Raw genomic sequence first — 19,069 nt, forward strand, 5'->3', positions numbered from 1 at the left:
CTGCATCTCCACGATCGTCTGATTGACCGCACCACCCTCGAACACCCTGGCCGCACCCTGCGTCAAGCTCACCAGACCCGACGCGATCGCAGCCAACTGATCAGCCCGATCAGCCGGAAAACCCGACGAAGCCGCCAACGGCAACCCATCCGACGAAACGACCACCGCGTGCGCGACACCCGGAACGCTGCTGACGAAATCGGTGATTAACCAGTCCACCCCACGTGCCGACTGGCTCAAGTCATTCATGCGCGCTCATCCCTGCTTTCAACACTTCTCGGACCGGCGGGATACGTCCTGCCCTCGCTGATGTCGTCACGTGCCGCTCTGAACCCCTGCTGGAAGCTCGAAAGCCGGCTGCGCACCCGCTCCGGCGACACCGACGGCATGGGGGCGACCCCCTTGGGGGCCGAGACGGTGTCGGCCGAGCCGGGCACCAGGTTCGCCTTCGGCACCCGCTTGGGCAGCCCCGCGGCCGTCGAACCGTCACGCACCGGCTCGACCACAGCCTCGGCCGCGCTCCAGCCCGCATCGGCCCTCTCCGAGCCCCAGGTGCCACCGTTCTCGGCTCCCTGGTCGAACCAGGCCGACTCGACCGAGGCGAAGATCGGGAGGTATTCATCGCCCGAGGAGGCAGGCTTCACGGCCGGGATGGGGCCGGTCGCCGCCGACTCGGTCTCGGGGAAGTGGTACTTCGGCTGCTGCCCCACGTCTATCTGGTCGCCGCCGAAGGAGGAGCGCCTCGGCAAGGAGTTGTTGTCGGGCTCCCAATCACCCGGCCGGCTGTTGGAGTTGCGCGACGGCACCCAGACGTCTGAGGTGTCGTAGCCGCCGCCGCTGCTGCCGCGCGGTTCGGACGGCCAGCCCACGTTCATGCCCGGCGAGGACGGGAATGACGGCTGAGAGGGGAACGAGGGGTGCCCAGGTCCCGGCTGGTAGCCTCCCCCGCCCCACTGGGTAGCGGGTGGCGGCGTCGGGGGTTGCATGGGCTGGCGAGCGCCGAAGCCCTCGTCGTACGAGTCCAGGGTCCCCATGCCGGTGCCGCTGGGGGCCGTGTACGCAGGGGACTGCGTGCCGAGGAGCGCCTCCGGCATCAGGACCATGGCGGTCAGGCCGCCTGTGCCATGCGGGCGCAGCTGCACCCTGATGCCGTGCCGGTGCGCCAGCCTGGCGACCACGAACAGGCCCATGCGGCGTGACACCGACACGTCCACGGTGGGAGCGTTCGTCAGCCGGTCGTTGGCCTGCGCCATTTCGTCCTGCGTCATGCCGATGCCGGAGTCGCTGATCGACAGCATCATGCCGCCGCCGTCGATCCTGCTGCCGGAGACCGTCACCCTGGTCTCGCGGGGCGAGAACGACAGCGCGTTCTCCACCAGCTCCGCGATCAGGTGGATGACGTCGTTGACGGCCTGGCCGACCACCGCGACGCCGTCGGGGACCTGGAGCACCACCCGCTCGTAGTTCTCGACCTCCGACAGCGACGCGCGAGCCACGTCCACCAGTTTGACCGGCTTGCTCCAGCGGCGGGGCGGGTCCTGACCCGCGAGCACCAGCAGGTTCTCGCTGTTACGCCGCATACGGGTGGCCAGGTGGTCCAGCTTGAACAGGTTCCCCAGCCGCTGCTCGTCCTGCTCGCCCTGCTCCAGCCCGTCGATCAAGGTGATCTGCCGCTCGACCAGCGTCTGGCTGCGCCGCGACAGGTTCACGAACATCGCGTTGACATTGCTGCGCAGCCTGGACTCCTCGACGGCGAGGCGCACGGCCTCGCGGTGCACCTCGTCGAACGCCCGCGCGACTTCACCGATCTCGTCGTTGGAGGCGACGCCGATGGGCTGAACGTCGACATTGTCGCTGACGGTCTCGGCCTCACGGAGCTGGCGCACGGTGTCGGGCAGGCTGCGGCCGGCGATGAACAGGGCTTCCCTGCGTAGCCTGCGCAGCGGGCCGCTCAGCAGGCGCGCCATGAACACGGTGACCAGCAGCACGAGGATGAGCAGGACCACGATCGCGCCCGCGACGATCACCGCGCTCTGCTGCTCGGCGCCTTCCAGGGCGCGGCTGCGCAGCACGATGGAGTCGGCCGCCTGCTGCTCGACCTTGCGCATCCCGTCGATGGTCTCGCTGATGGCGCTGAACCAGCTCTTGCCGTCACGGGTGAGCCCGAGCTTGACGTCCGACACGGGGAGGCCCTCGTCCTGCAGGAACAGAGCCCTGGCGGAGATGACCTCGGCGCGGTCCACGGCCCTGCCGCTGACGATGTCGTCGTACCCCTGGCGGAGCTCGAGCGGGACCTGCGACCTGAAGGTGGCGAGCTCGCTGTTCTTCTGGGCGCGGGCGGCGATGTAAGCGTCGAGCTCATCCGGGCCGAATTCCCTGGTGGCCAGGGCCGCCACGAGCAGCGCGCGCTGGGTGGATACGTACTGCTTGGCCCTGGCGAGGGCGGCGAAGCCCGCGCCGATCGCGGACAGGTCCTTGTCGACCGCGCCCTGGTCGATCTGATCGTTCAGCGAGAGCAGGTCCGAAATCGTCCGGTCGTAAAGCCCGATAACGGAGTTCACGTCAAGCTGGGACTCGATCGCGGTCTTACGGGAGGTGGCGAGCTCGTCAAGGCGGTTCTTGATGCGCAGGGCCTCCGGCGCCTGGGCGCTGTCGGACTTCGCCAGCGTCTCCACACCGGGCCTGACCTCGGTGACGAGCTTGTTGACGGTCTCGTACTGAGCGGCGACATCCGACGGAGCCTGGTTTCCGCTCCTGCGTCCCTGAGCGACGTATCGAGCGGTGAGGTCGCGCTCCAGCTCCACGTCGTGGGCGAGGGCGGTCAGCCGGCTCGCCAGTACGGCGACCTCGTTGACCTTGGCGTACTCGCCGGCGGTGGCGATCGAGGTGGTGACCCGCAGGCCACCGAACACGAGCGCCGCGAGGGTCGGAATGAGGACCAGGACCAGCAGCTTGGAGCGCACTCGCCAGTTACGCAGGGAGAAGCGGCCCCCCGCTCGCCTGCCGGCTGCGCCCCTCGGCACAGGCGTCTTCGGCCCGCGGGACGCACGTCGTGGGGCTTCCTCTATTAAGCCCTGATCACCGCCCGCAGAGGGGACAACAGTCTTCACTTGCCTCCGCAACCTCTCCTCGGATGCTCTGTGCACGAAGATCACGTCATGCACACGGTTACCGTGTGACGCCGACGCACCCTTGGGGCGAGAGCTAATTGGAGCACATCAACCAGAGATCGGCCAAGGCCGCAAAGATCACAGTCGATACACAGCCCTACATATTACGCAAATCACAACACCTTCCCCAGGCATCAATAGTCAAGGCTGGGACCCCAGAACAATCGGACAAATGAATCAAAATGGTCATATATGTGGATATATCTTGTTAATTTCCGATGGCCTTGCTCCCTCCGGAACTACGGCCTGCGCTAGGGTGCCAGCGTTGTTGAACACCCCCGTCAGCGTCACCCCCCGGTTCAAAAGGAGACCCCGCAATGCGGTTCGGTGCATTAGGGCGTACTGCCCTGGTTGGGCTTGTTGCCACCCTCGTCGCAACTGGGTGCTCAAGCTCGGACAACAAGGGAGGAAGCTCTGGCGCCGCCGCCGGTATGAAGACCGACCTGCTGATCGGCCAGTACCCCGGTGCGGACTCGGCGCCGCTGTTCATCGCCCTTGAGCGCGGCTTCTTCAAGGAGGAGGGCCTCAACGTCAAGCAGGAGGCCATCCAGGCTCCTCAGGCGGTCCTCGGCAAGCTCTCCAACGGGCAGATGGACGTCGTGCTCGGCAGCTACGCCACCATCCTGACCATCCAGGAGGCGGGCACCGAGAAGTTCAAGTACATCGCCGACTCCTACCAGGGTGCGCCCAAGGCGTTCGGCATCATGGTGAAGAAGGACTCGCCCATCAAGAAGGTCGCCGACCTGAAGGGCAAGAAGATCGGCGTCAACGTCGCCGCGGGTCTTGGCACGCTCACGATGAGCCCCCACCTGAAGATCGCCGGCTTGGACCCCAAGAAGGACGTCAACTACGTCGTGGTCCCGACGGACCAGTGGATCCCCTCGCTGGACAAGGGCAGTGTGGACGCCGTCTGGATGACCGACCCCTACGTCAGCCAGGCGAAGAAGGAGCTCGGCGCCACCATGCTGGTGGACACCATGTCCGGCCCGACTGACGGCCTGCCGATCACGGGCTGGGCGGCCACCGAGAAGTGGACCCAGAACAACCCCAAGACGCTCGCGGCCTTCCAGCGGGCCATGGCCAAGGCCCAGCAGATCGCGGCCACCGACCGGAGCGCGGTGACGAAGATCCTGCCGACCTACACCAAGATCCCGGCTGAGACCGCCGCCACCATCAACCTGGGCAACTACCCGACCTCGCTGAACGCTCAGCGCATCCAGCGGGTGGCCGACCTGATGCTCGACGCGGGCATGCTCAAGCAGAAGATCGACGTCAACTCAATGATCTACTCAGCCTCTCAGGGATGATGAGCACGATCAGTCCGGCGCGGCGCGAGCGGGTCCCGCTCGCGCGCGCCAAGCTCCTCAAGATCTCCCGTCACGCCGCCGGCGTGGCGGGTTTTCTGCTTGCCTGGCAGATTCTCGGCATGTGGGGCCTGGTCAAATGGCTGCCGCCGGCCGCGGACACACTGGCCAGGACGGCCCAGCTCGCCGTCGACCCGGACTTCCTCGAGGACCTGGGGGGCACGCTCATCACCGCGGCCATCGGGCTGCCGCTCGCCATCCTGGTCGCCGTCCCCATCGGCCTGCTGCTGGGAACGGTCCCGGTGGTCGAGGAGATGACCCGGGTGTTCGTGGAGTTCCTGCGCCCCATTCCCTCGGTCGCGCTGATCCCGCTGGCGCTGTTCTTCTTCCAGCCGGAGATCAACGCCAAGATCGCGCTGATCGTGTTCTCCGCCTCCTGGCCGATCCTGATCAACACCCTGTACGGCGTGCGCGACGTCGACCCGGTGGGCAAGGAGACGCTGCGCTCGTTCGGCTTCGGAGTCGGCGCGGTGATCTGGCGCGTCTCCCTGCCGAGCGCGGCGCCCTTCATCGCGACGGGCGTACGGCTGGCCGCCTCCATCACCCTCATCCTGGCCATCAGCGTGGAGTACATCGTGGGTGGTTCGAGCGGTATCGGCGGCTTCCTCATCGAGGCGAGCACGGGCATCGGCATGGACGCGATGATCGACGTCGTCGCGGTGCTGCTGTGGGCCGGCGCGATAGGAATCGTCGTCAACACCCTGCTCATGCGGGCCGAGCGCCGGCTCTTCAGGTGGCGAGAGGCATGATCCGCACACTGGTCAAGCGGCTGTGGCTGGTCCCAGTCGTCTTCGCCGGCTGGGAGCTGCTGGCGAAATCGCTCGCCACCCCGTACTTCCCCGCACCGACCGTGATCCTGTCCCGGATGTACGAGATGTGGTTCTCCGGACCGTACATCCTCACCGAGGAGGCCGTCGGCAACTTCGTGCCCAGCCTGATCAGGGTGATCGGGTCCTGGGCCGTCGCCGTGGTCGTGGGCGTGGCCCTCGGCGTCGCGATCGGCAGGACCGCCTGGCTGGCCGACTACGTCGAGCCGTTGATCGAGTTCGGCCGGGCGGTGCCGCCCCCCGTGATGCTCCCGGTCTTCCTCGTGCTCTTCCAGATGGGCACGCAGGTGCAGGTCGCGACCATCCTCTTCGGCATCATCTGGCCGATCCTGCTCAACTCCATCGACGGCGCACGTAACCTCGACGACCTGAAGATCGATACCGCCGCCGTCTTCGGCGTGCCCGCCCACCTGCGGTTCTTCCGGATCATCCTGCCCGCCGCGGCACCGAAGATCTTCGCGGGCCTCCGCCTGAGCGTGTCGCTGGCCCTGATCCTGATGGTCATCTCCGAGCTCAAGGCCAGCACCGAAGGCATCGGCTACCTCCTCAACCTGGCCAGCGGCAACGCCGACATGCCGGCCATCTGGGCCAGCGTCCTGCTGCTCGGCGTGCTCGGCTTCGCATTCAACTCCCTGTTCCTCATGGTCGAGCGGCGCGTGCTGGCCTGGCACCGCGACGCCCACCGCATCGCTTAGGAGAGACCATCCCTGTGACAGAGCTGCTGCTGAAGAACGTGAAGGTCGTGACCCACGAGCGGGACGAGCCCGTCGACGCGGACATCGCCGTCTCGGACGGCCGCATCGTACGGGTGGAGCCCGGGCTGACCGGGGCCGGCGAGGTGATCGACGGCGGCGGCAAGCTGGCCTTCCCCGGAGTCGTGGACGCCCATCAGCACTGGGGCATCTACAACCCGCTGCCGGAGGACACCGAGTGGGAGAGCCGCGCGAGCGCCCAGGGGGGCGTGACGACCGCGCTCACGTACATGCGGACCGGACAGTACTACCTGAACAGGGGCGGCCCTTACGCCGAGTTCTTCCCGGAGGTGCTCGGGCAGGCCGAGGGCAGGGCCTACATCGACTACGGGTTCCACCTGGCGCCCATGTCCAGGGGACACATCGGCGAGCTGCCCGAGCTGGTGGAGCGGTTCGGGGTCCCGTCGTTCAAGATCTTCATGTTCTACGGCGGGCACGGGCTGCACGGGCGCTCCGACGACCAGCGCGCGTTCCTCATGCTGCCGGAGGGCGAGCGCTACGACTACGCGCACTTCGAGTTCGTGATGCGCGGCGTGCAGGCGGCCAGGGAACGCCTGCCCGAGCTGGCGAGCGAGATCTCGCTGTCGCTGCACTGCGAGACGGCCGAGATCATGACCGCGTACACGAAGCTCGTCGAGGAAGCCGGAGACCTGAGCGGGCTGGCCGCCTACAGCGCCTCCCGCCCGCCGCACTCCGAGGGACTGGCCGTCTTCATCGCCTCCTACCTCGCCCACGAGACGGGGCTGGCGAATGTCAATCTCCTGCACCTGTCCTCCGCCAAAGCCCTGGACGCGGCCGTGCGCATGGCGGCGACGTTCCCGCACATCGACTTCCGCCGCGAGGTCACGATCGGTCACCTGCTCGCCGACATCGACACGGCCAGCGGCATCGGGGGCAAGGTGAACCCGCCGATCCGGCCGCGCGAGGACGTCGAAGCCCTGTGGGGGCACGTGCTCAACGGCACTGTCGACTGGGTGGTCAGCGACCACGCCTGCTGCCGCGACGAGCTCAAGTTCGGCGACCCGCGCGAGGACGTCTTCCTGGCCAAGGCCGGGTTCGGCGGCGCCGAGTACCTGCTGCCCGGACTGATCACCGAAGGGCGCCGCAGGGGCCTGCCGTACGGCAGGATCGCCGCGCTGACATCGTGGAACCCGGCCAAGCGGTACGGCCTGCGCACCAAGGGCACGATCGCGCCCAGTTTCGACGCCGACATCTGCCTGGTCGACCCCGGGCACACCTGGACCGTGCGGGCCGAGGATTCGGAGTCAACGCAGGAGTACACGCCGTTCGAGGGGGTCGAGCTGACCGCGAAGGTCACCGACACGTTCGTGCGCGGCAACCACGTGCTGGACGCCGGCAAGATCGTCGGTCGGCCGGTGGGCCGCTACCTGCCACGGCCCGCCTGAAAGCTTATGCGCCTGCCAATTCGATCACTCCTCAGGTACGCTCACGCAAAGTAACGTGTCTCGCTCTCCCGATCCCAACAGGAGAACCCCCCATGGCACGCAGACTGCGTCGTTCCGCACTCGCGCTCGGCTTCGCCGCCGCCCTCGCGCTCACCGGCTGCAGCGAGGGCGGCGCGCCCCCGAGCGCGCCAGCCGGCGGCGACGGCCTGGAGAAGACGACCATCAAGGTCGGTGCCTTGCCCATTCCCGATCCCGTGGCGCTCTACATCGCCAAGGCGAAGGGCTACTTCCAGGCAGAGGGCCTGACGGTGGAGCCGGTCACGATCACCGGCGGCGCCGCCGCGCTGCCGCAGATCGAGAGCGGCGCACTGGACATCACGCAGACCAACTATGTCTCGATGTTCCTGGCCGTCAGCCAGGGGAAGAAGCTCAAGCTGGTGGCCGACATGTACCAGGCGGCTCCCAACACCTTCGAGATCATGGTCCCCAAGGACTCGCCGATCCAGACGGTGGCGGACCTGAAGGGCAAGACCGTCCTGGTCAACAACCTCAGGAACATCGCCACACTGGCGGTCACGACGCAGCTCAAGGCGGCCGGGCTCAGCGAGACGGACGTCAAGTTCGCGGAGAAGCCGTTCCCCGAGATGGGCAACGCGATCAGCACCGGGCAGGGGGACGCGGGCTGGATCACCGAACCGTTCATCACCGCCAACAAGAGCAAGCTCGGCTTCCGCACGATCGCCGACACCATGACCGGCGAGACGGCGGATCTGTCCATCGCGGGCTGGATGGCCACCGAGGAGTGGGCGAAGGAGAACCCGAAGACGCTGGCCGCGTTCCAGCGGGCGATCTCCAAGGCGCAGCAGCTCGCCTCGATCGACCGCAAGGAGATCGAGGCCCAGCTGCCGACGTACACGAAGATCGACGCCAAGACCGCCGCGGCGATCACTTTGGGCGCGTACCCGAGCATGCTGGACGCGGCCCGGCTGCAGAAGGTGGCCGACCTCATGCTCGAGTACAGGTACATCAGGGGCCCGATCGACGTGAAGCCGCTCATCGCGGCGCCGGCGGGCGGATGACCGGTGCGCGCCTGCACCGCGGCGCCGTCGGCGCCGCGGTGTTCCTCGTGGCCGGAGAGCTGGTCATCCGCTTCGGCCTGAGCGAGAACCTCCTGTTTCCGCCGCCCTCGGCCATTCTGTACGAAGCCGCGCGCCTCCCGGCGGACGCCGCGTTCCTGGCCGGCGTCGGCACCACGCTCACCAACTGGGCGCTCGGCCTGCTGATCGCCATCGCGGTGGCCGTGCCCGCGGGCGTGCTGCTCGGCGCACTGTCACCGGTGGAGCGGGCGATCCGGCCCGTGCTCGAGTTCATGCGCCCGATCCCCTCCGTGGCCATCATCCCGCTCGCCATCCTGCTGATCCCGGTGGATGAGCTGATGAAGGTCTCGGTCATCGTGTACGCGTCCATGTGGCCGATCCTGATCAACACCCTGTACGGCATGCACGACGTGGACCCACTGGCCAAGGACACCCTGCGCAGCTTCGGCTTCGGCCACCTGGCCGTACTCGCCAGGGTGAGCCTGCCCAGCGCGGCCCCGTTCGTCGCGACGGGAATCAGGATCGCCGCCGGGATCGCGCTCGTCCTGGCCGTCAGCGCCGAACTGGTGGCCGGCGGCGTCGCCGGAATCGGCGTCTACGTCAACGTGGCCGGCAGCGGCAACAGGATGGACCTCATGATGGCGGCGACGTTCTGGGCCGGCGTCTTCGGCGTGCTCGCGAACGTGATCCTGCTCGCCGGCGAGCGCCGCCTGTTCCGCTGGCACCACGCGCGGACGGGGGCGAACCCGTGAGGCTCTGGGTGGTCCCCGTGGTGCTGGCCGTCTGGGAGATCGCCGGGCGCGCGATCGGGGACACGGACTTCCCGCCGCCCACGAAGATCGCGGCCCGGATGCACGAGCTGTGGTTCTCCGGTCCGCCCGCCCGCGCGTTCCTGACCGAGGACGCGATCGCGAACATCCTGCCGAGCCTCGGCCGCATGTTCGGCGGCTGGGTCTTGGCCGCGCTGATCGGGATCGTGGCGGGCATGCTGCTCGGGCGCTCGCGCACGGCCACCGACTACGTGGACCCGCTGATCGAGTTCGGCCGGGCCGTGCCTCCTCCACTGCTGCTGCCGGTGTTCCTCGTGCTGTTCCACGCCGGGCTGACCACGCAGCTGGCGACCATCGTGTTCGGCGTGGTCTGGCCGGTGCTGCTCAACTCGATCGATGGCGTCAGGTCGGTGGACCCCACGTACACCGACACGGCCACGGTCTTCAACCTGTCGAGGCTGCAGCGCCTGCGCATGGTCATCTTCCCCGCCGCCTCGCCTAAGATCTTTGCGGGGCTGCGGCTGAGCCTGTCGCTGGCGCTGATCCTCATGGTGATCAGCGAGCTCATCGGCGGCACCGACGGCATCGGCTACCAGCTGCTGAACGCGCAGCGCAGCTTCGACGGGGCGGGGGTATGGGCGACGATCGCGTTGCTCGGCACCCTCGGCTACGTCGTGAACTCCCTGTTCGTACTGGCCGAGCGCCGCGTGCTCGTCTGGCACAGGCAGGCCACCGGTAGTCCGTGAACCCTCATGACTGGAAAGGCAGTGGCGATGAAGCTGGCCAGGTTCGTAGTCGCGGGTATGGCGATCGCGCTGACAATCAGCGCGTGCGGCGGAGGAGGAGGCGGCGGCGGCCAGACAAGCGCGGGCGGCACCGCGTCCTCCGGCGGGCTGGAGAAGACCCAGCTGCTGGTCGGCGTGGTGCCGGTGCCGTCGTCCGCGCCGCTGTTCATCGCGGAGAAGCGCGGTTTCTTCAAGGAGGAGGGCCTGACCGTCAAGACGGAGATCATCCAGGCTCCGCAGGCGGTCATGCCGAAGATCCTCAACGGCAGCATGGACGCGTTCCTGACGAGCTACGTGTCGCTGATGGCGATCAACGACTCCGGCGCGGCCAAGCTCAAGCTCTTCCAGCACAGCCAGGAGGCCGCCCCCAACGTCGCCGGCGTCGTCGTGGCCAAGGGCTCGCCGATCAAGGCGCCCGCCGATCTCAAGGGCAAGACGATCGCGGTCAACGTGCTGAAGGCGCTCGGCCAGACACTGACCAACGCCCACCTGCAGGCGGCCGGGCTCAAGCCGGAGGACGTCAAGTACGTCCCGGTGCAGTTCGCCGACCAGCTCGCCGCGCTGTCCTCGGGCAAGGTGGACGCGGCCTGGCTGGTTGAGCCGTTCCTGACCGCGGCGAAGAAGGGCGGCGCGACACAGATCATCGACACCACCAGCGGCGTGACGGCCGGCGTGCCGATCGACGGGTGGGGTGTCGCCGAGGACTGGCTGGCCAAGAACCCGAAGACGGCCGCCGCCTTCCACCGCGCCCTGGCCAAGGCCCAGCAGATCGCGGGCTCCGACAGGAAGGCGATCGACGAGGTGGTGCCGACGTACACGCAGATCCCGGCGGACGCGGCGGCGGCGATGACGCTCGGCACGTTCTCGATGCAGGCCGACCAGGCCAGCGTCCAGAAGCTGGCCGACCTGCTGCACGGCTACGGCTACCTCAAGTCCAAGGTGGACGCGGCGCAGCTGTTCGCGCCCGTGAGCGGATGATCGAACACCGGCTCGGGCGGGCGGCGCTCGGAGCGCTCGGGATCGCCGCCTTCATCGCCCTCGCGGAGCTGGCCGGGCGGATCGGGCTTGTCCCCGAGGTCGTGCCGCACATGTCGGCCGTGCTCGCCACCGCGGCGGAGCTGCCGCTGGAGGCGGAGTTCAGGGCCGACGTGCTGGCCACGCTGGCGGCGTGCGCGAGCGGGCTGGCGATCGCGGTGGCGGTCGCCGTGCCCGCGGGGCTGCTGCTCGGGACGGTGCCGTTCGTGGAGCGGTCGGTGCGGCCGCTGGTGGAGTTCCTGCGGCCGATCCCGTCGGTGTCGCTGATCCCCATCGCGATGTTCCTGTTCACCGAGAGCCAGGACGCCAAGACCGCGCTGGTCGTCTACACCTGCACGTGGCCGGTGCTGATCAACACGTTGTACGGCCTGACCGACGTGGACCCGCTGGCCAAGGAGACCTTGCGGAGCTTCGGCTTCGGGCCGGTCGCCGTGGCGCTGCGGGTGAGCCTGCCGAGCGCGGCGCCGTTCATCGCGACCGGCATCCGGATCGCCGTGTCGGTCACGCTGATCGTCGCGGTGAGCGTGGAGCTGCTGGCGCCGGGCGACGGCGGGATCGGCGCGTTCCAGTCGCTGGCCGGCAGCGCGAACCGGCTCGACCGCATGCTGGCGGCGCCCTTGTGGGCCGGGCTCATCGGGCTGGCCGCCAACCTGCTGTTCACGGCCGCCGAACGGCGCGTGTTCCGCTGGCACCGGGCGCGTAGCGGGGCCGCCTCATGAGGCCCCGAGCTGTGGGAGAGGGTGAGGCGGCATGAGCGCCGGTGTGTCCAAGGGTGGCGGCGTGAGCGCCCCGGTCGCGGTCCGGCGGTCCTCCTTCGGCAGGCGGCTGGTGTGGTACTGGCTGCTGCCGGTGGCCGTGGCCTGCTGGGAGCTGGCCACCCGCTCGGCGCAGGCCGCGTACTTCCCGCCGCCGTCGCTGATCGTGGGCAGGCTGCACGAGCTGTGGTTCTCGGGCCCGGTGACGCGGGCGTTCCTGACCGACGAGGCCGTGGCCGACCTGCTGCCCAGCCTGGGCAGGCTGTTCGCGGGGTGGGCGGCCGCGTGCGCGGCGGGGGTGGCGATCGGCGTCGCGCTCGGCCGCTCGCGCTGGCTGTCGGCCCTGGTGGAGCCGCTGCTGCACTTCGGCCGCTCGGTGCCGCCCACCACGCTCGTGCCGGTGTTCCTGGTGCTGTTCAAGATCGGCACCCCGATGCAGCTGGCCTCCATCGTGTACGGCGTCGTCTGGCCCGTGCTGATCAACTCCATGGACGGCGCCCGCACGGTGGACCGCCAGTACATCGAGACCGGCGCCGTCTACCGGCTGAGCCCGTGGCAGCGGCTCACCCGGATCATCCTGCCCGGCGCATCCCCCAAGATCTTCGCCGGTCTGCGGCTGAGCGTCTCGCTGGCCCTGATCATGATGATCATCTCGGAGCTGGTCGGCAGCAGCGAGGGCATCGGGCACCGCATGCTGGAGGCGCATAGCCAGTTCGACATCCCGGCCATGTGGGCGGGAATCGTGCTGCTCGGGCTGCTCGGCATCCTGCTGAACGCCGCGTTCCTGGGCTTCGAGCGCGTCGTGCTGTCATGGCACCGGGGCGCGAGAAGCTGAAGGGTCCTCCTCAGCTCACGCGGCGCTCGTTGATCAGAGTCCGTTTCACGCACACGCCGTCCTTGATCCACTGCCAGACGCGGCTGCGTGACTTGCCGTCCTCGCTCAGCACGATCATCTCGTAGAGCCGCAGGTCCTCACCCTCGGCCTGGTACTGCCAGGTGAGGTAGATCGTGCTGGCGTCGAGCTCCCAGAACTCGCCCTTGATCCGCTCGGTGTCGAACCCGCACCGCCCGCCGCCGAGGTACGTCCCCGGGAACTCGTGCACCTCCGTGCGCCCGTCGTCCCAGGTGTAACGGTTGGTCTGGTGGTAGACGGCGTCGTCCCGGATCGCGCAGGTCATCCGGACGCGGTGCCGGTCGATCGGGGTCCCGTCGCGGTCGAGATGGAGGTATTCGCCCTCCCACTCGCCTTCGTGGCGGGCCAGCAGCGGCATGTCCGCGCGAAGTCCCATCCGGAGCTACTCCTTCGTCGTGTGCCACCACGGGTCGGCGGCGTCGGATCGGTTGACCAGGAAAGCCCTGCGGCGCAGGAACCTGCGGATGGAGGCGGTGCCCATGCGGGAGCCGCCGAGCCCCGACAGGCGGAAGGAGTGCTTCTCCCCCTCGTGCACCAGCGCGGTCAGCGAGGCGTCGTTGACGCTGATGGCGCCCGCACGCAGCCGGGCCGCCACGGCCATGGCCCGCGCCTCCGTGGCGGCGAAGACCGCGGCCGACAGCCCGTAGACCGAGTCGTTGGCCAGGGCGACGGCCTCGTCGGCCCCGTCCACGGCCATGACCGGCAGCACCGGGCCGAACGTCTCCTCCGTCATCACCAGCATGCCGTGGTCGACGCCGGACAGCACGGTCGGGCGGCACCAGTGACCGCCGCCGTGCCGCTCGATCTCGCCGCCCGTGTGCACGGTCGCGCCCTTGGCCACGGCGTCGGCCAGGTGCGCGGCGATCACGTCCTCCTGCCCGGGGCCGATGATCGGCCCGATGGGGCCGCCCTCGCAGGTCAGCCCGACCCGAGCGGCCTTGTCCACGAGCAGCGCCAGGAACTCGTCGTGGACCTCACGCGCCACGTAGACACGCTCGATCGACTGGCACGACTGCCCGGCGTTGGCTGTGCCGCCCCACAGGATCGCCGACGCCGCCCGCTCCAGGTCGGCCCCGGCCAGCACGATCGCCGGGTCCTTGCCGCCCAGCTCCAGGAACGCGGGCACGAACGCGCGCGCCGCCGACCGGGCGACGAGCCGCCCCGTCTCCACGCTGCCCGTGAAGACCACGGCGTCCACCAGGTCCACCAGTGCCGCGCCCGTCTCGCCGTCGCCCTCGACGACCTCGAGCGGCAGCTCGTCGGGGACCAGTCGCATCAGCGGCTCGATGAACCTGGGCGTCACCTCGCTGGGCTTGACCAGCACCGCGCATCCCGCGGCCAGCGCGGGCACGGCGTCGATGAGGCCGAGCAGCAGGGGGAAGTTCCACGGGCTGATCACCCCGACCAGCTCGTACGGCACCGCGTCGCCCCCCACGAAGACACCTGGCAGGGAGGCCGGGGTCTCGGCCGGCGGCTCGAGAAGGGCGGGCGCCTGGCGTACCCAGCGGTCGATGAGAGCGGCGACGATCTGCCGTTCCAGCACCGACTCCCCCACCCTGCCGGTGTCGGCCACCAGCGCGGCGAGCAGGTCGTCGTCATCGGCCAGCGCGGCGCCGAACCGGGAGAGGGCCTCGCCGGCCGGCCGGCCCGAAGCACGTTTGCGCAGATCGGCCGCGATGGCGGCGAGCCGGTCCGGCGGGACCGGGGCGAGCGTCCTGTCGTCCTCCCCGGTCAGCGGGTTTCTCACGTTCATGTGGTGCGGCCACGGGACATGATGCTCCTGCGATGCTCGGCGGGAGCCATTGTGATCAGGAGAGTGCCGCGGCTGTCAACGCGCTCGCGAACGGGAAATCAACCACCCCAGCCCGGCACGGCCATGCGCACCGAGAGCGCGTGCTCGACCAGATTGATCAGCGCGGCCTTGACGGAGTCCTTGGACCTGGCGTCGAGCCGCACCAGCGGGATGTGCGGGGCCAGGGTCAGGGCGTCGCGCACCTCGGCGTCGCTGTGCGGATACTGGCCGTCCCAGCCGTTGACGCCCACCACGAACGGCAGCTGGGCCTCCTCGAAGTAGTCGATCGCCGGGAAGCTGTCGGCGAGACGGCGGGTGTCGACGAGCACGACGGCCCCGATGGCGCCGCGTACCAGGTCGTCCCACATGAACCAGAACCGGTGCTGCCCGGGCGTGCCGAACAGGTAGAGGATCAGGTCGCGATCCAGGGAGACCCGGCCGAAGTCCATGGCGACGGTCGTGGTCGACTTCAACGGCGTCATGCCAAGATCATCGATCCCCACGGAGGCGTCTGTCATCACAGCCTCCGTGGTCAACGGCATGATCTCCGACACCGCGCCGACGAACGTCGTCTTGCCCACCCCGAAACCTCCAGCCACCACGATCTTCGTCGAGGTGAGGCCGGGGCTAGAGCCTGCGAAGTCCACTGAGCACCCTTTCGAGCAGATTAACGTCAGGCCTGCCCTCGTCCAGCTGTGGCTGATGCACACGGACCAGACCTTCGGCAGCCATGTCAGCGATCAGCACGCGTACCACGCCGAGGGGGATCCGCAGCAGAGCCGACACCTCTGCCACGGACCGGACCTGCCGGCACAGTTGGCTGATCGCCTGGTACTCCGGCGTGATATGCGAGAACTCCCGGTGCTCGGCGGTCGCCGAGGACACCAGGGCCTCCATCGCCAGTTTGACCCGCGGCGCCGTCCGTCCACCTGTCACCGCGTACGGGCGGACGGGCGAGGCGGGGTCAGGATTCAGCTGCGACTGGGGCTGGGGCACAGGCGGAGGCGCCCAACCGCCGCTGTTCCATCTGGGGTCTGACACGTACATCACCTGGTCTGGCTGGCGCGCAGTTCGGCACGGACAGCCGGGGTAAGCACCTGACCGGCGCGTTCGACCATCAGCGTCATCTGGTACGCCACCAACCCCATGTCACAGTCCGGGGCCGCCAGCACCGCCAAACACGAACCATCACTGATCGACATGATCAGCATCAGCCCGCGCTGCATCTCCACGATCGTCTGATTGACCGCACCACCCTCGAACACCCTGGCCGCACCCTGCGTCAAGCTCACCAGACCCGACGCGATCGCAGCCAACTGATCAGCCCGATCAGCCGGAAAACCCGACGAAGCCGCCAACGGCAACCCATCCGACGAGACGACCACCGCGTGCGCGACGCCTGGGACCGTGCTGACGAAGTCGGTGATCAGCCAGTCGACTCCACGTGCCGCATGACTCAAGTCGTTCATGCGCCCTCCTTCGTCGGTCGCATGAACGACAATCGGCTGTGTTTGATTGGTCGCTCGCTTCGCTCGCTCATGCTCCCTCCTCCCTGTCGTTGTTCCTCGGGCCAGAGGGATACGCCCTGCCCTCGCTGATGTCGTCGCGCGCCGCCCGGAAGCCCTGCTGGAAGCTGGAGAGCCGGTTGCGGATCCGGTCCGGCGACACCGACGGCGTCGGTGTCACGCCCTTCGGCGCCGCCGAGGAGTCGGCGGAGCCGGGCACCAGGTTCGCCTTCGGCACCCGCTTGGGCAGGCCTGACGCCGTCTGACCGTCACGTACGGGCTCCACAGCCGCCTCCGCCGCGCTCCATCCCTCATCTGCCTTGCTCGAGCCCCAGCTCGCCCCGTTGTCGCGGCCGAACCACGCGGACTCCACCGCGGCGAAGATCGGCAGGTAGTCGTCCCCCGCAGACGCGGGTGGAACGGCCGGGATGGGGCCGGTGGCGCCGGACTCGCCCTCCTGGAAGTCGAATCCGGGCCGTTGCGGCGGCATGGTGTCACGGCCCCAGCCGCCCGGCGGCGGCTCGGGGACGGGCCGCCTGGGCAGGGCGTGGTCGCCGTTCCAGGCGGGGCCGCGGGGCGGCGTCCACACGTCGGCGCTGTCGTAGCCACCGCCGACGCGGGGCTCCGCCGGCCACCCGCCGGGCTCCGGCTGCCACTGCTGCGTGGGCGCCGGCCAGTTGTGGTCCGGGTTCGACGGGAACGACGGGTGGCCTGGCCCCAGCTGGTACGGGGCCTGCGGCCAGTCCGTGGCCGGCGGCGCGGGGTGGGGTCCCGAGTACGGCTCGTCCCTGGGCCCGCCGGCCACCGCGCCCGCGAAGGCGGGCGGCTGGTTGCCGGAGAAGGACGGTGTCCCCGTGAAGTCGGGGGCCTGGGAGCCGAGCATGTTCTCGGGGATGAGCACCATCGCGGTCAGGCCGCCCGAGCTGTGCGGGCGCAGCTGGACCCTGATGCCGTGGCGGTGCGCCAGCCTGGCCACCACGAACAGGCCCATGCGCCGCGACACCGACACGTCCACGCTCGGCGCGTCCGTCAGCCGGTCGTTCGCCTGCGCCAGCTCCTCCTGCGTCATGCCGATGCCGGAGTCCGTGATCGACAACATCACGCCGCCACCGTCGATCCTGCTGCCGGAGACCGTCACCCTGGTCTCGCGGGGCGAGAACGACAGCGCGTTCTCCACCAGCTCGGCCAGCAGGTGGATGACGTCGTTGACGGCCTGACCCGCCACCGAGACGCCGTCAGGCACCTGGAGCACCACCCGCTCGTAGTTCTCCACCTCCGACAGCGAGGCTCTGGCGACGTCCACCAGTTTGACGGGCTGGCTCCAGCGGCGGGGCGGGTCCTGACCCGCGAGCACCAGGAGGTTCTCGCTGTTACGCCGCATGCGGGTGGCCAGGTGGTCCAGCTTGAACAGGTTGCCGAGCCGCTGCTCGTCCTGCTCGCCCTGCTCCAACCCGTCGATCAAGGTGATCTGCCGCTCGACCAGCGTCTGGCTGCGCCGCGACAGGTTCACGAACATCGCGTTCACATTGCTGCGCAGCCTGGACTCCTCGCCCGCCAGCCGCACGGCCTCGCGGTGCACCTCGTCGAACGCCCGCGCCACCTCGCCGATCTCGTCGTGGGTGTCCACGCCGATGGGGATGACCGGGCCGATCGAGCCCTCGCCGTTCTCACGCAGCTGCTGCACGGTCTCCGGCAGGCGGTGGCCCGCGATGTCGAGCGCCTCGCCGCGCAGCTTGCGCAGCGGCCTGATGAGCGAGCGGGCGATGAGCGAGATGATCGCGACCACCACGAGCAGCAGGAGCAGGATGAGGCCGCCGGAGATCATCGCCGAGCGGTTGGCGCCCTCCTCCAGGGCGCGTGCGCGCAGGATGACGGAGGAGGAGAGCTCCTTCTCCACGCTGCGCAGCGCGTCGATCTTGCCGGTGCTCACGTCGAACCAGGTGGCCACGTCCCTGTCCGGCCGCACGCCGATGCTCAGGTCCTTGCCCTCGGCGGACTGGGCCATGGCCCGGAGCCTGAACAGGTCGGTCTGGTCGACGTCCCTGCCCACGACCGTGTTGCGGTAGAGCTCGAGCTGGTCGAGGTTGGCCAGGGTGGCGAACAGCGTCTCCTCGCTCTCCTCGCGCGACTTGGCGTCGGTGAGGGCGTCGAGCTCGCCACTGTCGAAACCCTTCTTGTCCAGCGCGCTGGCCAGGACACCGCGCTGCTTGGAGGCCTCCTCCTTGGCCCGGGCGATGGCGGACATCGAGCTGGCGCTGTGTGAGACCTCGTCGTCCACCGCGACCTGGCCGACCTGGTCGTGGAACTGCAGCAGGGCAGAGATGATCTGCGAGTACTTCTGGATCATCGGGAGGGGCTGGATCTTCCCCTTGACGGCCGTGTCGCGCAGCGTCGGGATCTCGTCCAGGCGCCGCAGCACCGGTCGTACGGCGTCCGCATGGGTGTCCGTGAGCAGCTGCGCCCGCCGCTTGGCCTCGTCGATGAGGGCGTTCACCCCGCTGTAGGTGGTGCGGAGCTGTGCCTCGCGGTTCTCCGGCCGGCCCTGGGCGATGTAGAGGGCGGTCTCGTCGCGTTCGAAGGCCAGCTCATGGGTGACGGTCCCGAGCTGCTCGCTGAGCTCGGCGACCTCCCTGAGGGTCTGGTAGGTGTTGGCGTCACTGAGCGAGGTGATCACGTTCAGTCCGCCCAGCCCCACGGCCACGGCCGTGGGAACGACGATCAGCGCGACAAGGCGCGATCGCACGTGCCAGTTGCCCAGCCCGAATCTGCGAGAAGGAGGGTTGGACAACCGTCGCTTCTGATGCCCGTGCGGCTCGCGGTCAGCGGAAGCTTCAGCGCTCTGCGTTCTCACTTGCCTTCGCAACCTCTCGCCCCTGGAGGGGAATTCTCGGTGGCCAT

18 protein-coding genes are annotated in these 19,069 nt (G+C 69.0%); 10 read left to right on the forward strand and 8 right to left on the reverse strand.

Features of this window, described 5'->3' with window-relative positions; genetic code table 11:
* Together ABN273_RS47570 and ABN273_RS47575 are read right to left on the reverse strand one after the other, a co-directional pair.
* The coding region (locus tag ABN273_RS47570; protein WP_349456219.1) for a roadblock/LC7 domain-containing protein at positions 1 to 249 on the reverse strand (249 nt) is incomplete at its 3' end.
* Positions 246 to 2,963, reverse strand: a complete 2,718-nt coding sequence (locus ABN273_RS47575) for a sensor histidine kinase (protein ID WP_349456220.1) — start codon at positions 2,961 to 2,963, stop codon at positions 246 to 248. The genes ABN273_RS47570 and ABN273_RS47575, both read right to left, overlap by 4 nt.
* 638 nt (positions 2,964 to 3,601) lie before the next feature.
* On the opposite strand from ABN273_RS47575, the gene ABN273_RS47580 reads away from it, so the two are divergent.
* From ABN273_RS47580 to ABN273_RS47625, 10 genes are all read left to right on the forward strand, one after another.
* Positions 3,602 to 4,477: an ABC transporter substrate-binding protein gene (locus ABN273_RS47580; RefSeq protein WP_349456222.1), complete on the forward strand. Its 876-nt coding sequence runs from the start codon at positions 3,602 to 3,604 to the stop codon at positions 4,475 to 4,477.
* The gene (locus ABN273_RS47585; protein WP_349456223.1) at positions 4,474 to 5,283 is read left to right on the forward strand and encodes an ABC transporter permease; all 810 of its coding nucleotides are present in this window, start codon (positions 4,474 to 4,476) and stop codon (positions 5,281 to 5,283) included. The genes ABN273_RS47580 and ABN273_RS47585 overlap by 4 nt, the downstream gene beginning before the upstream one ends.
* A complete protein-coding gene (locus tag ABN273_RS47590) occupies positions 5,280 to 6,056 on the forward strand; it encodes an ABC transporter permease (protein WP_349456224.1) in 777 nt (258 codons plus the stop codon). The genes ABN273_RS47585 and ABN273_RS47590 overlap by 4 nt, the downstream gene beginning before the upstream one ends.
* A 14-nt stretch (positions 6,057 to 6,070) precedes the next feature.
* A complete protein-coding gene (locus ABN273_RS47595) occupies positions 6,071 to 7,519 on the forward strand; it encodes a dihydroorotase (RefSeq protein ID WP_349456225.1) in 1,449 nt (482 codons plus the stop codon).
* 92 nt (positions 7,520 to 7,611) lie between these two features.
* Complete coding sequence (locus tag ABN273_RS47600; protein WP_349456226.1) at positions 7,612 to 8,598, forward strand: ABC transporter substrate-binding protein; 987 nt, start codon at positions 7,612 to 7,614, stop codon at positions 8,596 to 8,598.
* Complete coding sequence (locus ABN273_RS47605) at positions 8,595 to 9,368, forward strand: ABC transporter permease (protein WP_349456227.1); 774 nt, start codon at positions 8,595 to 8,597, stop codon at positions 9,366 to 9,368. The genes ABN273_RS47600 and ABN273_RS47605 overlap by 4 nt, the downstream gene beginning before the upstream one ends.
* Positions 9,365 to 10,132 carry an ABC transporter permease gene (locus tag ABN273_RS47610; protein WP_349456229.1) on the forward strand — a complete coding sequence of 256 codons (768 nt, stop codon included), beginning with the start codon at positions 9,365 to 9,367 and terminating at the stop codon, positions 10,130 to 10,132. Before ABN273_RS47605 ends, ABN273_RS47610 begins: the two co-directional genes overlap by 4 nt.
* 6 nt (positions 10,133 to 10,138) lie before the next feature.
* The gene (locus tag ABN273_RS47615; RefSeq protein WP_349456230.1) at positions 10,139 to 11,149 is read left to right on the forward strand and encodes an ABC transporter substrate-binding protein; all 1,011 of its coding nucleotides are present in this window, start codon (positions 10,139 to 10,141) and stop codon (positions 11,147 to 11,149) included.
* The gene (locus tag ABN273_RS47620) at positions 11,146 to 11,925 is read left to right on the forward strand and encodes an ABC transporter permease (RefSeq protein ID WP_349456231.1); all 780 of its coding nucleotides are present in this window, start codon (positions 11,146 to 11,148) and stop codon (positions 11,923 to 11,925) included. Before ABN273_RS47615 ends, ABN273_RS47620 begins: the two co-directional genes overlap by 4 nt.
* Positions 11,926 to 11,956: 31 nt before the next feature.
* Entirely contained in the window at positions 11,957 to 12,796 is an 840-nt protein-coding gene (locus ABN273_RS47625) for an ABC transporter permease (protein WP_349456232.1), read from the forward strand.
* Between the two features lie 10 nt (positions 12,797 to 12,806).
* On the opposite strand, the gene ABN273_RS47630 is transcribed toward ABN273_RS47625, so the two are convergent.
* The 6 genes from ABN273_RS47630 to ABN273_RS47655 all read right to left on the reverse strand — a co-directional run bounded on the left by ABN273_RS47630 (position 12,807) and on the right by ABN273_RS47655 (position 18,914).
* Positions 12,807 to 13,250 carry a hypothetical protein gene (locus tag ABN273_RS47630; RefSeq protein WP_349456234.1) on the reverse strand — a complete coding sequence of 148 codons (444 nt, stop codon included), beginning with the start codon at positions 13,248 to 13,250 and terminating at the stop codon, positions 12,807 to 12,809.
* A gap of 6 nt (positions 13,251 to 13,256) precedes the next feature.
* Positions 13,257 to 14,621, reverse strand: a complete 1,365-nt coding sequence (locus tag ABN273_RS47635; RefSeq protein WP_349456235.1) for an aldehyde dehydrogenase family protein — start codon at positions 14,619 to 14,621, stop codon at positions 13,257 to 13,259.
* A 104-nt stretch (positions 14,622 to 14,725) separates the two neighbouring features.
* Positions 14,726 to 15,313 (reverse strand): GTP-binding protein, encoded by a 588-nt coding sequence (locus ABN273_RS47640; protein ID WP_344986855.1) that lies wholly within the window; start codon positions 15,311 to 15,313, stop codon positions 14,726 to 14,728.
* On the reverse strand, positions 15,294 to 15,662 hold the full coding sequence (locus ABN273_RS47645; RefSeq protein WP_349456305.1) for a DUF742 domain-containing protein: 369 nt from the start codon (positions 15,660 to 15,662) through the stop codon (positions 15,294 to 15,296). The genes ABN273_RS47640 and ABN273_RS47645 overlap by 20 nt, the downstream gene beginning before the upstream one ends.
* A 50-nt stretch (positions 15,663 to 15,712) precedes the next feature.
* A complete protein-coding gene (locus ABN273_RS47650) occupies positions 15,713 to 16,135 on the reverse strand; it encodes a roadblock/LC7 domain-containing protein (protein WP_091093466.1) in 423 nt (140 codons plus the stop codon).
* A gap of 67 nt (positions 16,136 to 16,202) precedes the next feature.
* Complete coding sequence (locus tag ABN273_RS47655) at positions 16,203 to 18,914, reverse strand: sensor histidine kinase (RefSeq protein WP_349456236.1); 2,712 nt, start codon at positions 18,912 to 18,914, stop codon at positions 16,203 to 16,205.
* Between the last annotated feature and the right edge of the window lie 155 nt (positions 18,915 to 19,069).

The sequence above is a fragment of the Nonomuraea sp. B19D2 genome, from assembly GCF_040137845.1.
GTDB lineage: Bacteria > Actinomycetota > Actinomycetes > Streptosporangiales > Streptosporangiaceae > Nonomuraea.

Coding starts and splice junctions, on each gene's coding strand:
- ABN273_RS47585 (WP_349456223.1), top strand. CDS start 4,474: ATGATGAGCACGATCAGTCCGGCGCGGCGCGAGCGGGTCCCGCTCGCG.
- ABN273_RS47630 (WP_349456234.1), bottom strand. CDS start 13,250: ATGGGACTTCGCGCGGACATGCCGCTGCTGGCCCGCCACGAAGGCGAG.
- ABN273_RS47625 (WP_349456232.1), top strand. CDS start 11,957: ATGAGCGCCGGTGTGTCCAAGGGTGGCGGCGTGAGCGCCCCGGTCGCG.
- ABN273_RS47615 (WP_349456230.1), top strand. CDS start 10,139: ATGACTGGAAAGGCAGTGGCGATGAAGCTGGCCAGGTTCGTAGTCGCG.
- ABN273_RS47600 (WP_349456226.1), top strand. CDS start 7,612: ATGGCACGCAGACTGCGTCGTTCCGCACTCGCGCTCGGCTTCGCCGCC.
- ABN273_RS47650 (WP_091093466.1), bottom strand. CDS start 16,135: ATGAACGACTTGAGTCATGCGGCACGTGGAGTCGACTGGCTGATCACC.
- ABN273_RS47590 (WP_349456224.1), top strand. CDS start 5,280: ATGATCCGCACACTGGTCAAGCGGCTGTGGCTGGTCCCAGTCGTCTTC.
- ABN273_RS47620 (WP_349456231.1), top strand. CDS start 11,146: ATGATCGAACACCGGCTCGGGCGGGCGGCGCTCGGAGCGCTCGGGATC.
- ABN273_RS47605 (WP_349456227.1), top strand. CDS start 8,595: ATGACCGGTGCGCGCCTGCACCGCGGCGCCGTCGGCGCCGCGGTGTTC.
- ABN273_RS47580 (WP_349456222.1), top strand. CDS start 3,602: ATGAAGACCGACCTGCTGATCGGCCAGTACCCCGGTGCGGACTCGGCG.